The sequence below is a fragment of the Pseudomonas sp. B10(2017) genome (assembly GCF_002113295.1).
Lineage (GTDB): Bacteria > Pseudomonadota > Gammaproteobacteria > Pseudomonadales > Pseudomonadaceae > Aquipseudomonas > Aquipseudomonas pudica.
The window spans coordinates 35701-52432 of record NZ_NEJU01000011.1; the positions used below are offsets into that span (position 1 = coordinate 35701).

Annotated in this window: 13 protein-coding genes and 1 other RNA gene; 7 read left to right on the forward strand and 7 right to left on the reverse strand. The window is 62.8% G+C overall.

Annotation, left to right across the window (positions count from 1 at the left end; translation table 11 throughout):
* Positions 1-127: 127 nt before the first annotated feature.
* Complete coding sequence (gene xdhB / locus CAF92_RS14945; protein WP_046615035.1) at positions 128-2527, reverse strand: xanthine dehydrogenase molybdopterin binding subunit; 2400 nt, start codon at positions 2525-2527, stop codon at positions 128-130.
* Positions 2520-3974, reverse strand: coding sequence for a xanthine dehydrogenase small subunit (xdhA, locus tag CAF92_RS14950; protein WP_085601239.1), 1455 nt, complete (start codon positions 3972-3974; stop codon positions 2520-2522). Before xdhA ends, xdhB begins: the two co-directional genes overlap by 8 nt.
* Before the next feature lie 268 nt (positions 3975-4242).
* Here xdhA and CAF92_RS14955 point away from each other — a divergent pair, with 268 nt between their 5' ends.
* The 5 genes from CAF92_RS14955 (at position 4243) to ffs (ending at position 12469) form a co-directional block, all read left to right on the forward strand.
* The gene (locus CAF92_RS14955; RefSeq protein WP_046615036.1) at positions 4243-4902 is read left to right on the forward strand and encodes a GntR family transcriptional regulator; all 660 of its coding nucleotides are present in this window, start codon (positions 4243-4245) and stop codon (positions 4900-4902) included.
* A gap of 3 nt (positions 4903-4905) precedes the next feature.
* Positions 4906-8394, forward strand: a complete 3489-nt coding sequence (gene smc, locus CAF92_RS14960) for a chromosome segregation protein SMC (RefSeq protein ID WP_085601240.1) — start codon at positions 4906-4908, stop codon at positions 8392-8394.
* 205 nt (positions 8395-8599) lie between these two features.
* The gene (gene zipA, locus CAF92_RS14965; protein ID WP_015271153.1) at positions 8600-9490 is read left to right on the forward strand and encodes a cell division protein ZipA; all 891 of its coding nucleotides are present in this window, start codon (positions 8600-8602) and stop codon (positions 9488-9490) included.
* 236 nt (positions 9491-9726) lie between these two features.
* Positions 9727-12057: an NAD-dependent DNA ligase LigA gene (gene ligA / locus CAF92_RS14970; RefSeq protein WP_085601241.1), complete on the forward strand. Its 2331-nt coding sequence runs from the start codon at positions 9727-9729 to the stop codon at positions 12055-12057.
* Positions 12058-12372: 315 nt separating this feature from the next.
* Positions 12373-12469: signal recognition particle sRNA small type (gene ffs / locus CAF92_RS14975), an RNA gene on the forward strand.
* Between the two features lie 87 nt (positions 12470-12556).
* On the opposite strand, the gene CAF92_RS14980 is transcribed toward ffs, so the two are convergent.
* On the reverse strand, positions 12557-12883 hold the full coding sequence (locus tag CAF92_RS14980; protein ID WP_085601242.1) for a hypothetical protein: 327 nt from the start codon (positions 12881-12883) through the stop codon (positions 12557-12559).
* Between the two features lie 215 nt (positions 12884-13098).
* On the opposite strand from CAF92_RS14980, the gene CAF92_RS27875 reads away from it, so the two are divergent.
* Complete coding sequence (locus tag CAF92_RS27875) at positions 13099-13284, forward strand: hypothetical protein (protein ID WP_371916243.1); 186 nt, start codon at positions 13099-13101, stop codon at positions 13282-13284.
* Between the two features lie 99 nt (positions 13285-13383).
* Here CAF92_RS27875 and CAF92_RS14985 read toward each other — a convergent pair whose 3' ends face one another.
* From CAF92_RS14985 to CAF92_RS14995, 3 genes are all read right to left on the reverse strand, one after another.
* On the reverse strand, positions 13384-13941 hold the full coding sequence (locus tag CAF92_RS14985; protein WP_256573755.1) for a hypothetical protein: 558 nt from the start codon (positions 13939-13941) through the stop codon (positions 13384-13386).
* A gap of 143 nt (positions 13942-14084) precedes the next feature.
* Complete coding sequence (locus CAF92_RS14990) at positions 14085-14510, reverse strand: hypothetical protein (protein ID WP_085601243.1); 426 nt, start codon at positions 14508-14510, stop codon at positions 14085-14087.
* A 146-nt stretch (positions 14511-14656) separates the two neighbouring features.
* On the reverse strand, positions 14657-15070 hold the full coding sequence (locus CAF92_RS14995; protein WP_085601244.1) for a helix-turn-helix domain-containing protein: 414 nt from the start codon (positions 15068-15070) through the stop codon (positions 14657-14659).
* Between the two features lie 82 nt (positions 15071-15152).
* Here CAF92_RS14995 and CAF92_RS15000 point away from each other — a divergent pair, with 82 nt between their 5' ends.
* Positions 15153-15641, forward strand: a complete 489-nt coding sequence (locus tag CAF92_RS15000) for a DUF2938 domain-containing protein (RefSeq protein ID WP_085601245.1) — start codon at positions 15153-15155, stop codon at positions 15639-15641.
* A 234-nt stretch (positions 15642-15875) separates the two neighbouring features.
* Here CAF92_RS15000 and CAF92_RS15005 read toward each other — a convergent pair whose 3' ends face one another.
* On the reverse strand, positions 15876-16643 hold the full coding sequence (locus CAF92_RS15005) for an ABC transporter substrate-binding protein (protein WP_085601246.1): 768 nt from the start codon (positions 16641-16643) through the stop codon (positions 15876-15878).
* Positions 16644-16732: the final 89 nt, after the last annotated feature.

Genomic DNA, 16732 nt, shown 5'->3' on the forward strand with positions numbered 1-16732 from the left:
TGGCCTGTACTGGCCCTATCGCCGGCAAGCCGGGCTCCCACAGGTACAACACAGGGCTTGCCAGCGGCGCAGTACCTGTGGGAGCCGGCTTGCCGGCGATAGGGCCCGAACAGGCGCCCACCCAACCTCAGTGAGTGACGGTTTCCAGCTCCGGCTCGGCAGGTTGCGCTGCAGCCACCGCCTTGCGCATCTGCTCGCACCCCCACAACACCCGCTCCGGCGTCGCCGGTGCATCCACCTGTGGCTGCACGCGGTAATCGGCGATGCTGGCCACGGCGTCCTTGATCGCGCACCAGGCGGCGATGCCGAGCATGAACGGCGGCTCGCCCACGGCCTTGGAGTGGAACACGGTGTCTTCCGGGTTCTTGCGGTTCTCCACCAGCTTCACCCGCAAATCCAGCGGCATGTCGGCCACTGCAGGGATCTTGTAGCTGGCCGGGCCGTTGGTCATCAGCTTGCCCTTGGCGTTCCACACCAGTTCTTCGGTGGTCAGCCAGCCCATGCCCTGAATGAAGCCGCCTTCCACCTGGCCGATGTCGATGGCCGGGTTCAGCGAGTCACCCACATCGTGCAGGATGTCGGCGCGCAGCATCTTGTATTCGCCGGTCAGGGTGTCGACCACCACCTCCACGCAGGCGGCGCCGAAGGCGAAGTAGTAGAACGGCCGGCCACGTGCCTGGCTGCGGTCGTAGTAGATTTTCGGCGTGCGGTAGAAGCCGGTGCTGGACAGCGACACCTGGGCGAAGTAGGCCTGCTGCACCAGTTGCTCGAAGCTGACGATCTGGTCACGCACGCGTACATGGCCGTTGCGGAACTCGACGTCTTCTTCGGTCACCTGGTAGTGCCGCGCGGCGAACTCGGTCAGGCGCTTCTTGAGGATTTCGGCAGCGTTCTGCGCCGCCTTGCCGTTCAGGTCGGCACCACTGGAGGCAGCGGTCGGCGAGGTGTTGGGCACCTTGTCGGTATTGGTGGCGGTGATCTGGATGCGGCTGAAGTCGACCTGGAAGATCTGAGCCACCACCTGTGCCACCTTGGTGTTCAGGCCTTGGCCCATCTCGGTGCCACCGTGGTTCAGGTGAATGCTGCCGTCGGTGTAGATATGGATCAGCGCACCGGCCTGGTTGAGGAAGGTGGCGGTGAACGAAATACCGAACTTGACCGGGGTCAGCGCCAGGCCCTTCTTCAGGACCGGGCTGTTGGCGTTGAAGCGGCGGATAGACTCGCGGCGCTCGGCGTAGTCACTGCTGGCTTCCAGTTCGGCGGTCATCTCTTCGAGCATGTTGTGCTCGACGGTCTGGTAGTAGTGGGTGACGTTGCGCTCGGTCTTGCCGTAGTAGTTGGCCTTGCGCACCGCCAGCGGGTCACGGCCCAGGTGGCGGGCGATGTGGTCCATCACCTGCTCGATGGCGACCATCCCCTGCGGGCCGCCGAAGCCGCGGTAAGCAGTGTTGGAGGCGGTGTTGGTCTTGCAGCGGTGGCCGTGCACGGTGGCATCGCCCAGGTAGTAGGCGTTGTCGGAGTGGAACATGGCGCGATCGACGATCGAACCGGACAGGTCGGGCGAGTAGCCGCAGTTGCCGGCCAGGTCGAAGTTGATGCCGTGCAGGCGCCCGTCGTCGTCGAAGCCCACGTCATACTCGACGTAGAACGGGTGGCGTTTGCCGGTCATGGTCATGTCTTCGACCCGTGGCAGGCGCATCTTGGTCGGCTGGCCGGTCAGGCGCGCCACCACGGCGCACAGGCACGCCGGGCTGGCGGCCTGGGTTTCCTTGCCACCAAAACCGCCACCCATGCGGCGCATGTCCAGCACCACCTTGTTCATTGGCACGTCGAGTACTTCGGCGACCAGCTTTTGCACTTCGGTGGGGTTTTGCGTGGAGCAGTAGACGATCATGCCGCCGTCTTCGGTGGGCATCACCGAGGAAATCTGTGTTTCCAGGTAGAAGTGTTCCTGGCCACCGATGTGCAGGGTGCCCTGGATGCGGTGCGGGGCACTGGCCAGGGCAGCAGCGGAATCGCCACGCTGGTGGGTGTGGCTGTCGAGCACGAAATGTTTCTTGCGCAATGCTTCGACCACATCCAGCACCGGCTCCAGGTCTTCATACTCGACGATGGCGGCCATGGCCGCACGGCGTGCGGTGTCAAGGTCGCGGGCGGCCACGGCGAGCACCGGCTGGCCGAAGAACTCGACCTTGTCGATGGCCAGCAGCGGGTCGCCGGCCACCACCGGGCCGATGTCCTTGAGGCCGGGGATGTCTTCGTGGGTGATGGCGATGCGCACGCCCTCGAAGGCATAGCACGGCGTGGTGTCGATGCGCAGGATGCGCGCGTGGGCGCGGTCGGCGGTGCGTGCATAGACGTGCAACTGGTTGGGGAATTCCAGGCGGTCGTCGATATATACCGCCTCGCCGGACACATGCTTGTCGGCGCTGTCATGCTTGACGCTGCGGCCGACCCCGGTGGTCAGGTCCTGGCTGAACAGTTCGGCCATCTCGGCCTGGCTCTTGGCTACGTGATGGTTAGACATAAGCGGTCACCCGGGTTTCGATGTACGGCGTTTGCTGTTCGATGAAGTACTTGCGCAGCAGGTTCTGCGCGGTCAGCAAGCGGTATTCCTTGCTGGCGCGGAAGTCGCTGAGCGGGGTGAAATCTTCCGCCAGGGCCTGGCACGCACGCTCGATGGCGGCCTGGTTCCACGGCTTGCCACGTAGCGCCGCTTCGCAGGCACGGGCCCGTTTGGGGATCGCCGCCATGCCGCCGAAGGCGATGCGCACACCGCTGACCACGCCGTCTTCGATGCTCAGGTTGAAGGCGCCGCACACGGCGGAAATGTCATCGTCCAGGCGCTTGGACACTTTATAGGCGCGGAATGCCCAGTCGGTGGTGGCGCGCGGCACGATGATCTTCTCGATGAACTCGCTGTCCTGGCGGGCAGTGATGCGGTAGTCGATGAAGTAGTCCTCCAGTGGCATCACCCGCTGGCGCTCGCCCTGGCGCAGGACGATCTGTGCATCCAGGGCAATCAGCAGGGGTGGCGAGTCGCCGATTGGCGAAGCGTTGCCGATATTGCCGCCCAGGGTGCCCTGGTTGCGGATCTGCAGCGAAGCGAACCGGTGCAGCAGGGCGCCGAAGTCCGGGTATTCCTCGTTCAGCGCGCCGTAGCAGTCGGTGAGCGGGGTGGCGGCGCCGATTTCCAGGTGGCTGGCGGTCTTCTCGATGCGCTTGAGCTCGGCCACATGGCCGACGTAGATCATCACCGGCAAGGTCTTGTGGAACTGGGTGACTTCCAGGGCCAGGTCGGTACCGCCGGCCAGCAGCCGCGCCTCGGGGTGCGAGCTGTACAGGTCGGCCAGGTCGGCGACGGTCAGCGGCACCAGGCAGCGTTTGTCGCCGCTGTTCAGCTCGCCAGTCTGGGTTGGCGCGATGGCCTTGAGGCGGCTGATTGTCTGCGCTTGCTGGGCATCGAACTGGTCGCGGCAGGGTTGGCGGCAACTCTGCTCGGCAGCATCGAGGATCGGCCGGTAGCCGGTGCAGCGGCACAGGTTGCCGGCCAGGGCCTCCTGGGCCTGGTGCAGGTCGGGGCCGCTGCTGTTCTTCTGCAGGGCGAACAGCGACATGACGAAGCCGGGTGTGCAGAAGCCGCACTGCGAGCCATGGCAATCGGCCATTGCCTGTTGCACGCTGTGCAGCTGGCCCTGGTGCTTGAGACCCTCGACGCTGATCAGTTGCTTGCCGTGCAGCGACGAAACGAAGGTCAGGCACGAGTTCAGGCTGCGGTAGCGCAGGCTGTCGTTGCCCTGGTCGTCCTGGGTCAGTTCGCCTACCACCACGGTGCAGGCGCCGCAGTCACCACTGGCGCAGCCCTCCTTGGTGCCAGGTTTGCCCAGGTGCTCGCGCAGGTACTGCAGCACCGTCATGTTTGGGTCCAGGGCATGCTCACTACGCAGCTCCTGGTTGACGAGAAACTGGATCACGGGGATGGCCTCGCAATGGTTTTATTGTTGTTGGGCGGACTCTAAGCAAGAGCTGTCCAGCTGGTCAATATTTTTCTGACTCAAAGGTCAAGAAATTGCTCATGTCCAGGCCCGGCCGCACACATTGCCCATATCCCAAGCATAGATCGCGCCGGGCATCGGGTTGCCTTGCAGCTCAAATAAACCGCCAGGCCCCTCTGCGCGATTACCGGCCAATTACGCTACAATCGGTTCCTTGTGCCCAGTTCAATGATTTTGAAGGAAAACCATGACGTTCAAGGCCCCGGACAGCCTCTCCGAGCAGATTGCCGATTACCTGGCCGAACGCATCATCCGTGGCGAGCTGGCGCCAGGCGAGCGTATCCAGGAGCAGAAGGTCACCCAGGCACTCAACGTCAGCCGCGGCTCGGTGCGCGAGGCGCTGCTGATCCTTGAACGTCGCCACCTGGTGGCGATCCTGCCGCGCCGGGGTGCCCACGTGACCGAGCTCGACGAGCGCAGCGTGCGCAGCCTGTGCGCACTGATGGGCGAGTTCTACATCCTGCTGGGTAACGCGGTTGCGCAAAAATGGCGCACCGATGCCGACCTGCGCCCGTTCCTGGAGATCCAGCAGCGCCTGCAGCGGGCCCATGACCAGCTGGACATCAAGACCTTCGTCGCCGACAGCTTCGCGGTCATGCGGGCGGCCTATCCGTTCGCCGACAACCCGTTCCTGCAGGAAACCGTGGAAAACCTGCAGCCGGCGATGAGCCGTGCGTACTACCTGTCGCTGGACCAGCGCCAGGCCAACATGATCGATTACCTGGACCTGTTCGCCCGCCTGCTCGACGCCGTGATCGCCCGTGACCTGCCGCGCATTCGCGAGGTACTCACCGCCTATGGCCAGCGCAGTTGCGAACTGGTGCTGGCGGCGTTGGCCCGAGGCTGACCGATGCGCCTGAAGTGCATTCGCCTGGCCGGGTTCAAGTCGTTTGTCGACCCGACCACGGTCAACTTCCCCAGCAACATGGCGGCCGTGGTCGGCCCGAACGGCTGTGGCAAGTCCAACATCATCGACGCCGTGCGCTGGGTGATGGGCGAGAGTTCGGCGAAGAACCTGCGCGGCGAGTCGATGACCGATGTCATCTTCAACGGCTCCAGTGGCCGCAAGCCGGTCAGCCAGGCCAGCATCGAGCTGGTGTTCGACAACAGCGAAACCACCCTGGTCGGCGAATATGCCGCCTATGCCGAGATCTCGATCCGCCGCAAGGTCACCCGCGACGGGCAGAACAGCTACTACCTCAACGGTACCAAGTGCCGTCGGCGCGATATCACCGACATCTTTCTCGGTACCGGCCTGGGGCCACGCAGCTACTCGATCATCGAACAGGGCATGATCTCCAAGCTGATCGAGGCCAAGCCCGAGGAGCTGCGTAACTTCATCGAGGAAGCCGCCGGCATTTCCAAGTACAAGGAACGCCGCCGGGAAACCGAGAGCCGCATCCGCCGCACCCAGGAAAACCTGGCGCGTCTGACCGACCTGCGCGAAGAGCTGGAGCGCCAGCTGGAGCGCCTGCACCGCCAGGCTCAGGCAGCCGAGAAGTACCGCGAATACAAGGCCCAGGAACGCCAGCTGAAGGCGCGCCTGTCGGCCTTGCGCTGGCGTGACCTGGACGAACGGGTGCGCCAGCGCGAGGCGGTGATCGGCGACCAGGATGTGTCCCATGAGGCGCTGGTGGCCGAGCAGCGCAATGCCGATGCCAGCATCGAGCGCCTGCGTGATGGCCATCACGAATTGTCCGAGCGCTTCAACCAGGTGCAGGGCCGCTTTTACTCGGTCGCTGGTGACATAGCCCGGGTCGAGCAGAGCATCCAGCACGGCCAGCAGCGCCTGCGCCAGTTGCAGGATGACTTCAAGGAGGCCGAGCGTACGCGCCTGGAGACCGAGTCGCACCTGGGCCACGACCGCACCCTGCTGGCGACCTTGGGCGAAGAGCTGGCCATGCTCGAGCCCGAGCAGGAGATTACCCTGGCCGCTGCCGAACAAGCTGCCGCTGCCCTTGAAGAAGCCGAACTGGGCATGCACGGCTGGCAGGAACAGTGGGACAGCTTCAACAACCGTTCCGCTGAGCCGCGCCGCCAGGCCGAAGTGCAGCAGGCCCGCCTGCAGCAGCTGGAAGCCAGCCTGGAACGCCACGCCGAGCGCCAGCGCAAGTTGGGCGAAGAGCGCGAGCTGCTGGGCAGCGACCCACAGGATGCAGCCCTGCTCGAACTGGCCGAGCAACTGGCCAGTAGCGAGATGTTGCTGGAAGAGTTGCAGTTGTCGGAAGAGCAGGTGGTCGAACGGCTGGAAGGCGCACGTGAGCAGCTGCAACAGGCCATCCAGGCCCAGCAGCAGGCGCAGGGCGACCTGCAACGCCTGGGCGGGCGCCTGGCCTCGCTCGAAGCCTTGCAACAGGCCGCCCTGGAGCCGGGTGCAGGTGCTGCGGACTGGCTGCAGGGCCAAGGCCTGGAGCAACAACCGCGGCTGGCTGAAGGGTTGCGGGTCGAATCGGGCTGGGAGCTTGCGGTAGAGACCGTGCTCGGCGCCGACCTGCAAGCTGTGCTGGTGGACGACCTCGGTAACCTGGATTTTGCCGGCCTGGAACAGGGCGAGTTACGCTTGCTGCTGGCCAGCGGTACCGGCTCGTCGCTGCCCGGCAGCCTGCTGGAAAAGGTCGAAGGCTGTGTCGACCTGGCGCCCTGGCTGGGCCACGTCAAGCCCGTGGAAGACCTTGCTCAGGCACTGGCGCAGCGCGCCTCGCTCGGCGAAGGCCAGAGCCTGGTCAGCCGCGATGGCTACTGGGTTGGCCGACACTTCCTGCGGGTGCGCCGTGGCGGCGAAGCCGAAGGCGGCGTGCTGGCACGCGGCCAGGAGATCGAGCGCCTGGGCCAGGAGCAACTGGAGCAGGAAGCGGCGCTGGAGCAGTTGGAGCAGCAACTGCAGGCCCTGCGCGAGCAGCAGCTGGGCCTTGAAGAGCAGCGTGAACAACTGCGCCGCCGCACCCAGGAAGAAAACCGCCTGCATGGCGAGCTGAAAGCCAACCTGTCGGCTGGCCGCGCACGTGCCGAGCAGGTCGAGCTGCGCCGCCGGCGCCTGCACGACGAGCTGACCGAGCTGGAAGAACAGCGCGCCCTGGAACATGAGCAGCTGGGCGAAGCCCGCCTGCTGCTGCAGGAGGCCCTGGAGCTGATGGCCCAGGACACCGAGCAGCGCGAGCAGTTGATGGCCCGCCGCGACACTTTGCGCGAAAGCCTCGATCGCGTGCGCCAGGAGGCCCGCCAGCACAAGGATCACGCCCACCAGCTGGCTGTCCGCCTGGGCTCGCTGCGCGCACAGCATGATTCCACCCGGCAGGCTCTGGAGCGCCTGGAGCAGCAGGCCGCCCGCCTGATCGAGCGCCAGGAGCAACTGAGCCTGAACCTGGAAGAGGGCGAGGCCCCACAGGAAGAGCTGCGCCTGAAGCTGGAGGAGCTGCTGGAGCGGCGCATGAGCGTCGACGAAGAAATGCGCCAGGCCCGCCTGCACATGGACGAAGCCGACCGCGAACTGCGCGACGCCGAAAAGCGCCGTACCCAGGCCGAGCAGCAGGCCCAGTTGCTGCGTGGCCAGCTGGAGCAGTTGCGCCTGGAGTGCCAGGGCCTGGATGTGCGACGCAAGACCCTGCAGGAGCAGTTGCTGGCCGATGGCTACGACCTGCAAGGCGTGCTCGCCACCCTGGAGGCCGAGGCCAGCGAGCAGGGCACCGAACAGGAGCTGGAGCAGCTCGAGGCGCGTATCCAGCGCCTGGGGGCGATCAACCTGGCGGCCATCGAAGAGTACGAGCAGCAGTCCGAGCGCAAGCGTTACCTGGACGCCCAGGACGCCGACCTGGTCGAAGCCCTGGAGACCTTGGAAAACGTCATCCGCAAGATCGACAAGGAAACCCGCAACCGCTTCAAGGATACCTTTGATCAGATAAATGCCGGATTACAGGCACTTTTCCCAAAAGTTTTCGGTGGTGGCAGCGCTTATCTGGAACTGACGGGCGAAGATCTACTCGATACAGGGGTAACGATCATGGCGCGACCACCGGGCAAGAAGAACAGCACCATCCATCTGCTGTCCGGGGGCGAGAAGGCACTGACCGCATTGGCGCTGGTGTTTGCCATCTTCAAGTTGAACCCCGCACCGTTCTGCATGCTCGACGAAGTCGATGCGCCGCTGGACGATGCCAACGTCGGGCGTTACGCCCGCCTGGTCAAGGAAATGAGTGAAAGCGTGCAGTTCATCTACATCACCCATAACAAGATTGCCATGGAGATGGCGGATCAATTGATGGGGGTGACCATGCATGAACCGGGCTGTTCACGTCTGGTTGCCGTCGATGTGGAGGAGGCCATGGCCATGGTCGACGCCTGATGCTCGACGATAAGGGCATATTCTGTGGCGAAATGCCCCCGCCATGTGCGACAGACGGTGTAAAGTTGTCTTTGGTCGTGCTAGCTTAATGTCACTCGTTTTTTGCGTGGGTAAAACGCCTGTCAGAACATAGAGTTGGCGCCACGTGTTAAAGGGCTTTGAACCCTTTGTTTTCAAGCATATTTTTATAGAGGCACGGGATTACATGGAAATCGGTCTGCGCGAGTGGCTGATCGTCATCGGCATCATTGTCATTGCCGGGATTCTTTTCGACGGCTGGCGCCGCATGCGCGGCGGGAAAGGCAAGTTGAAATTCCGTCTGGATCGCAGTTATTCCAACCTGCCGGACGAAGAGGGCAATGCCGAAGTGCTTGGCCCGTCGCGGGTGCTGGATACCCACAAGGAGCCTGAGCTGGACGAAAGCGACCTGCCGTCGCTCAGCGCTTCTGCGCGTGATCGCGAGCGCGAACCCAAGCCGGCCAAGGCTGCCAAGCGCGGCAAGCGCGCCACCGCTGCTGCGGATGCGCAGCAGGGCGACCTGAACCTGAGCGCCGAGCCGCGCGAGCCTGACCTGTTTGCCGACAGCGATGATGACTTTGCCGCGGAAAATACCCGCAGCAACGGTGCCGCACCTGCCAGCAGCAGCGTCAAGGAGCTGCCGCCGGCCGAGGAAGTGCTGGTGATCAGCGTCATCTCCCGCGACGAGGGTGGCTTCAAGGGCCCGGCGTTGCTGCAGAACATTCTGGAAAGCGGCCTGCGCTTCGGCGAAATGGACATATTCCACCGTCACGAGAGCATGGCCGGTCACGGCGAGGTGCTGTTCTCCATGGCCAACGCCGTCAAGCCCGGTGTGTTCGACCTGGACGACATCGACCACTTCAGCACCCGCGCGGTGAGCTTCTTCCTCGGCCTGCCGGGCCCGCGTCATCCGAAGCAGGCCTTCGATGTGATGGTGGCTGCGGCGCGCAAGCTGGCGCACGAACTGAACGGTGAGCTCAAGGACGACCAGCGCAGCGTGCTGACCGCCCAGACCATCGAGCACTATCGCCAGCGCATCGTCGAGTTCGAGCGCCGTGCGCTGACCCAGAAGCGCTGACAGATCCAGACGAAAGAGCAGCCTGAGGGCGTGCTGGTCGGTTCGGGTAATGCTGTTGCCTGCACTGGCCCTATCGCCGGCAAGCCAGCTCCCACAGGTGTATCACTGCCCTCCAGGCCTGTGGTTTACCTGTGGGAGCTGGCTTGCCGGCGATAGGGCCGGGGCAGGCAACACCAATCCAGGCCCCATGCACCACCTCAGGCTGCTCTTTTGCTTTGCAAGAGAAGACAAATCCCATGACCGCCGAAACCCGTATCCACGAACTGCGTGCCGAGCTCGACCAGCACAACTACCGCTACTACGTGCTCGATGAGCCAAGCGTGCCCGATGCCGAATACGACCGCCTGTTCAACGAGCTCAAGGCGCTTGAAGCCGAACACCCGCACCTGGTAACCCCCGACTCGCCCACCCAGCGCGTTGGGGGCGAAGCCCTGGCCGCGTTCAGCCAGGTGCGCCACGAAGTGCCCATGCTCAGCCTGGGCAACGCCTTCGAAGAAGCCGACTTGCGTGAGTTCGGCCGTCGCGTGGTAGACGGCCTCGACCAGCCCGGTGCGGTCGACTACAGCTGCGAGCCCAAGCTCGACGGCCTGGCCGTAAGCTTGTTGTACCGCGACGGCCAGCTGGTGCAGGGCGCCACCCGTGGCGACGGCACCACTGGCGAAGACATCAGTGCCAACGTGCGTACCGTGCGCAACATCCCGCTCAAGCTGCAAGGCGAGGGATGGCCGGCGGTGCTGGAGGTGCGCGGCGAGGTGTACATGAGCAAGGCCGGTTTCGATCGGCTCAACGCCGCCCAGGCCGAAGCCGGTGGCAAGACCTTCGCCAACCCGCGCAACGCCGCCGCCGGCAGCCTGCGTCAGCTGGATTCGAAAATCACCGCCAGCCGCCCGCTGGAATTCTGCTGCTATGGCGTCGGCCAGGTGTCCGCGAGCATTGGCGACAGCCACATCGGTATCCTCGAGCAGCTCAAGGCCTGGGGGCTGCCGATCAGCCGCGAACTCAAGCATGCCGCCGGCATCGAAGAATGCCTGGCCTACTACCGCGACATCGGCGAGCGACGCAACAGCCTGCCATACGAAATCGACGGCGTGGTGTTCAAGGTCAACAGCCTGGCCGCCCAGCGCGAACTGGGCTTCCGCGCCCGTGAGCCGCGCTGGGCGATTGCCCACAAGTTCCCGGCCATGGAAGAGCTGACCGAGGTGCTGGATGTCGAGTTCCAGGTCGGCCGCACCGGCGCGGTAACGCCCGTGGCACGCTTGAGGCCGGTCAAGGTCGCAGGTGTGACCGTATCCAACGCCACCCTGCACAACATGGACGAAATCGCCCGCTTGGGCCTGCGCATTGGCGACACGGTGATCATCCGCCGCGCCGGTGACGTGATCCCTCAGGTAATGCAGGTGGTACTGGAGCGTCGCCCGGAAGATGCGCGCCCGGTGCAGGTGCCGAGCGAATGCCCGGTATGCGGCTCGCAGGTCGAGCGTACCCAGCTGGTCAAGCGTAGCAAAGGCAAGGAAACCACCAGCGAGGGCGCGGTGTACCGCTGCGTCGGTCGCCTGGCCTGTGGTGCCCAGCTCAAGCAGGCAATCATCCACTACGTGTCGCGCCGCGCCATGGACATCGACGGCCTGGGCGAGAAGAGCGTCGAGCAACTGGTGGACGAAGGCCTGATCGGCTCGCCGGCCGACCTGTACAAGCTGGAATTTGACCAGATCGTTGGCCTGGAAGGTTTTGCCGAAGTGTCCAGCAAGAAGCTGCTGGATGCCATCGAAGCCAGCAAGCGCCCGAGCCTGGCGCGCTTCATCTACGCCCTGGGCATACCGGACGTAGGCGAGGAGACCGCCAAGGTGCTGGCCCGCTCGCTGGGCAGCCTGGCGCGCGTGCAGCAAGCGCTGCCGCAAGTGCTCACCTACTTGCCGGACATCGGCTTGGAGGTGGCCTACGAGATTCACAACTTCTTCGAGGACGAGCATAACCGCAAGGTCATCAAACAGTTGCTCGACAGTGGCATGCAACTGCAGGACGAAGGCGAGCTGGCTGCCGAATTCGCCGCCAGCACCACCCTGGCCGGCATGATCGCCAAGCTCGACATCGCCTCGGTTGGCCCGACCGGTGCCGAGAAGCTGGTGGCCAAGCTCGACAGCCTGGACAAGATCATCGCCGCCGACGGCATCGACCTGCGCCAGGCCCTGGCGGCCAAGCAGGCCGAAGCTGTGCGCGAGTTTTTCAAGGATGAAGTCAACCAGAAGCTGGCCCGGGACATCGAGGCACAGTTGCTGGCGTTCGGCATGCACTGGAGCAGCGAGAAGAAAGTCGCCGAAGGCCTGCCGCTGGCCGGCCAGACCTGGGTGCTGACTGGCACCTTGGAGCGCATGAGCCGTGATATCGCCAAGGAAAAGCTGGAAAGCCTGGGGGCCAAGGTGGCGGGTTCGGTTTCTGGCAAGACCCACTGCGTGGTGGCGGGGCCGGGGGCGGGGTCCAAGCTGGCCAAGGCCAGCGAGTTGGGCGTGAAGGTACTTGATGAAGATGCCTTCGTCACCTTCCTGGGTGAGCAGGGCATCGCTGTCTAGCAGGCCAATGGCATATCTTGCTGCTTGCACGGTCCTTGTGGGAGCGGGCATGCCCGCGAACACGGGCGAAGCCCGTGCCATCCACCGCGGCGCCTGCTTCGCGGGCACGCCCGCTCCCACAGGTCCTGCGATGGTCTTGCTGTCAGCACTACCGCTGTAGCAGCGGGTTCACCCGCGAATTGGCAGCTCCAGGCCACCCCGGCCCGGACAAGTCATTGAGAAATGATGACTTTTTCTCCTCCAGAGGTTGTATCTGCCCCCAAGACCGGTACAATGGCGCCACTCGCTGTTCAGCGAGCCTTGTAGTGGTGGCCCCATCGGTCCCCCCGCATTGATTACCCGTTAACCTGGTCAGGCCCGGAAGGGAGCAGCCATAGCGGGAACATCGAGTGCCGGGGTGTGGCTGGTGGGGCCGCCTCCATTTCAGGTCCTTGAATTCTCGAGGATTTCTCGCTTTACCCAGCTCGACAACTTCGGCCTGGTGAGAGCCTCCCTCTCCTCAAGCGCATTGGGAAGCTACGCGAACGAGGTTTTCAGAAAAGAGCCCTCGCTGATAAACGTAGACTTTCCCGCCCGTGTCCCCTTTGAACGTCTCGATCACATTGTCCGCGGCAACAGGGCTGCTCAGGATCACGCGATAGCTTCGGCTCGTATGGGTAACGTTCGGCGATTGCTGATTCTCTTGCAGCTTCTGCATGACGCAGGCGGAAAAAACTTCCGGAGATTTAGCGGTCACCAGCTCCTTTGTCGGCTGGCTAGGCGCGGATGCGCACCCCACCAGCAGCGTGAGAGTGAAGGAGGCAGCAGCAAGAGGCATAAAGTGCATCAGACAGTTCCAGATTTGAGTTCAGGCGCCATTCTCCATTTCATTCGGTTGATAGAAAACAAGTAAATATCGATGTTATCTATCATCGATCTTGATGAGTAACGAGCGTCCGAGCACCTGCTACATTCTGGCTGCCCCCCCATTCGTCTCCCACCAAGCCTTCATACCAACAGAAGCACTTTCTGGCGGTAGAGCGGCATGGAAAGCTCCAGCTGATCGCCTCGAAAACGGGGCAAGCCGGATCGCTGAAAATCCTCCAGGATACGAAAATCTATGCGGGCAACTTCTCACAAGGTGAGTCGCAGGTGTTGGTGTTCGATCTACGGGCAACAGGCTCGGCACCTTCCAGGAAGCAATCCTTCGGGGGCTGCAAGACGCAGGCATGTGCCCGGCGCCGGTAGGTGCCATCTGACTTCCATTCCTGCCGCGACCGCGCCGATGCAGCGGAGTAGGCGCTGTTGTCCTACCCGCATCGAAAGCCCGGTATCATCAGGTATCCGTTACTTTAGAGAAACCTGTCCGGCCTCAAGTTTGAGCGCCTTGAGGCGCTTCAGCAGCGTGCTGATATTTGTGCGTGCCGAACCTTCATTGGCCAGCCGCAGGCGCTTGATCGCGATAACGGAGTCGCCAACGCCAGCGGTAAAGGGCGTCCGAATGATCTCTCGGAAAATAACGGTATTTGAAGCAGACTCGGTCAACGTATATTCAGCCTCGCAGGTAACTTCGAAATCCAAGCCAAAAATGGGTTGGTCGACGCGCAGCAGGTTGGCGCGCAGAGTGTAGGCAGCAGGTGCTTCGCCAAGCAGGTCAGCACTGGCAAGTGATTGTTTGAGTGCGGCACCGAAGTCAGGGCCGTCGATTTCCGAAGTCCAGAGCGGGTTGGTGGCGTCTCCGCCATTTACTTCGGTTACCTGAATGTTGCGATGCAGCCGTTGATCATAAAACTGCGCATCGGTCTGGTCGGATGCCACGGACATTCCGGAAATTTGAGCAGGCGAAGCGCACCCTGTGCAAAGGGCAATAAATACCGAGACTAGAAGCACACGGAAGTAGGTCACTTGAATAATCCTTGAGTGATATGCCGGTAAAGCAAGACGAAAGCCTTACATCGTGTATGGCTTCAACTATTGAAAGGCGCGCCGCGTTATCGTTGGGAACGTACAGACCTCAGGCCGATCGTTGCGCTGTGCGGCAGATGCCTTTACAGGTTGTACTTCTCATCGATTCTGCGTTTGTCGAGCGTGTAGCGCTTGAGATCGATCGAGTCGGATTCCAGCTTGGCATCGAGTTCGTCCATGTCGTGCTTTTTCAGCGTTGCAACATGGGCTTTGGTGGCTTGGTAGTTGATCATCTCTGCAGCGTCATGCCCACTCACCGGGTCCCACAGAATGGAAAGCGGCCAGAACAGCAGGTTCACCACACCAAAGCCATATGCGCGACCGTAGAACGAACCGCCACCTGGAAGCAGGCCAAGGCCGGCAGCAAGCCCTGGGCTTTTCTCTTCAACCGCGAGGTTTCTGGCGCGATAGCTGGCAAGTTCCGACTCTTGGGCCGAATTTAGGCCGGTAGCACAACCAGTGGTCAGCGCTATCAGTGCGGCACCGGTGAGATTTCGAATTGTGGACATGCAACATTTCCTGAGTGTGAGTACTGTTCTCGGCGCACGGTTGGGCGCGGAGGCGCGTAACTCTACACTGAGTAGTGGCTTATTGATATCGTATTGCCACTACTCTATTCAGGCGATGATGCATTCAGGTGGTGGTTTTATCCTGGTCACTTAAAGGCAACTGTTGAACTGCCCTTCTTTTTCCCATGCCCCGCCGCCGACAGCTTCATCAGCCGCTGGAATTTCGGGCATGCCAGGTGATCTTCCTCAGGGCACTGCGCCGCATGCCGCAAGCCTTTGCTCATCGCCTGCAAGCGCCTGATTCGTGCATCCAGTTCGTCGGCCTTGGCGATCAGCATCTGGCGGTCGACCTGCAGGTCCACCAGCATCGCCCCCACTTCCTCCAGCGAAAACCCCGCAGCCTGGCCCAGGGCGATCAGCGCCAGCCGGTCTGCAACATCGGCTGCGAACTGCCGCCGCTTGCCAGGCCCGGCGAGTGACTTGAGCAGGCCTTTCTTCTCGTAGTAGCGCAGCGTCGAGGCGGGTACGCCTGTGTGTTTGGCGACGTCGGCAATGTCCATTTCGGGCTCTTGACTTGAAGTTGACTTCAACTTCTATGCTGCGCGGCATGGTGATGACCGTCAATCTTCGAGGGCTTGTTCAATGACGTTTACTGCGATGTTTTCCGCCGCCTTGCCAATTGGTATCGGGGCCACGATGGTGATGGACTTGTGGGGGCTGCTGCTCAGGCGAATGGGTGTCGCCACGCTGAACTTCGCCATGGTCGGGCGTTGGGCGGGGCATTTGCTGCACGGGCGTGTGCGGCACCAGGCGATTGCCAAGGCGGAACCGGTGCGGCATGAGCTGGCGTTGGGGTGGGGGATTCATTACGCCATCGGCGTGCTGTTCGCGATGCTGCTGGTCGTGATCGTGGGGGAGGGCTGGTTGCTGGCACCTACATTGTTGCCTGCGCTGGTTGTTGGTGTGGTGACGGTCGTGGCGCCTTTGTGCTTCATGCAGCCGGCGATGGGCGCGGGGTTCTTTGCGTCGAGGACGCCGACGCCTGCGCGCAACTGCCTGAAGAGCCTGGCCACGCATTCTGTGTTTGGCGTGGGGATGTTCTTTAGTGCGGGTTTGCTGGCTTTGGCGTGAGGGCAGGGTGCTTGGTTAACGCGAGCGCACAATCGGCATGCTTGCCGACAGCACCACCAGGCTTGAGCTTGCAATATAGATTGTGAATGCGCCGCACAATCCTGTGGGAGCGGGCATGCCCGCGAAGAGGGCAACTCGGTGGATGGCACCGGCTTTGCCGGTGTTCGCGGGTGAACCCGCTCCCACAGCGGGCGTACAAGGGGCGGGGGGGGCCTTTCATCAGGTATGCGTGGCTCAGGGGCGAGCCACAGACATGGGTTCTTGGTTGCCCATCCCCCCATACCGCTGCACAATCCGCTCGATCTCCCCCGACTGCTTCATCTTCACCAGTGCCCGCAGCAGCCCTTGGGTCGGTATCGCCGGGTCATTGCGTACCATGCACCCCAGGTCCTGGTCCTCCAGCACCGCCAGCGCCTGCAATTGCTGCTCGGCGGGTAGCCCCTGATTGAACCACTGCAACGACAGCTGGTTGCTTACCGCATGCCGATAGCGCCCGGCTTGCAGCTTCTGCAGCACCAGCAACTGGCTGCGGCTGTCCTCGCGGTGCAGGCGGCCCTGGTCCAGCAGCGGTTGCAAGGTCGAATAGGTATAGCCAAGCACTGTGCCGATGGCCTGGGCAGGCAGTTGTTCCGGCGGCAGCGGGGTACTGTCACCCGCGCGGCCTACCAGCAGGTCTCGCTGGTGCAGCAGCGGGATGCTCCAGACAAAATTCCCCGGCCGGTCGTTGAACCACTGGGTGCTGACATAGCAGCGCACATCTATGTCACCGTTATTCATCGCCTCCTGCAGGCGCAGGCGGGCCATGACATGGTATTCGGGGCGTACGCCCACCTCCTTGGCCAAGGCCTGCATCAGGTCGTACAGCAAACCTTCCACCGGCTGGTCGCTTTCGATGCGCACCAGCGGCATGCTCCAGCTCTCGGCGACAGAAAAACGCAACACGGGCTGTTCAGCCTGGCTGTAGGTGTTCCACAGCAGCAACAGGGCCAGCAGTCTTCGCAAAGGCAATCCTCCCTGGATGGCGCGCCAGTTTCAAAGCTTAGCCGACTTGCGCAGGGTGCAATTTTGCCCCCGCTCCGCTAGCATTAGCG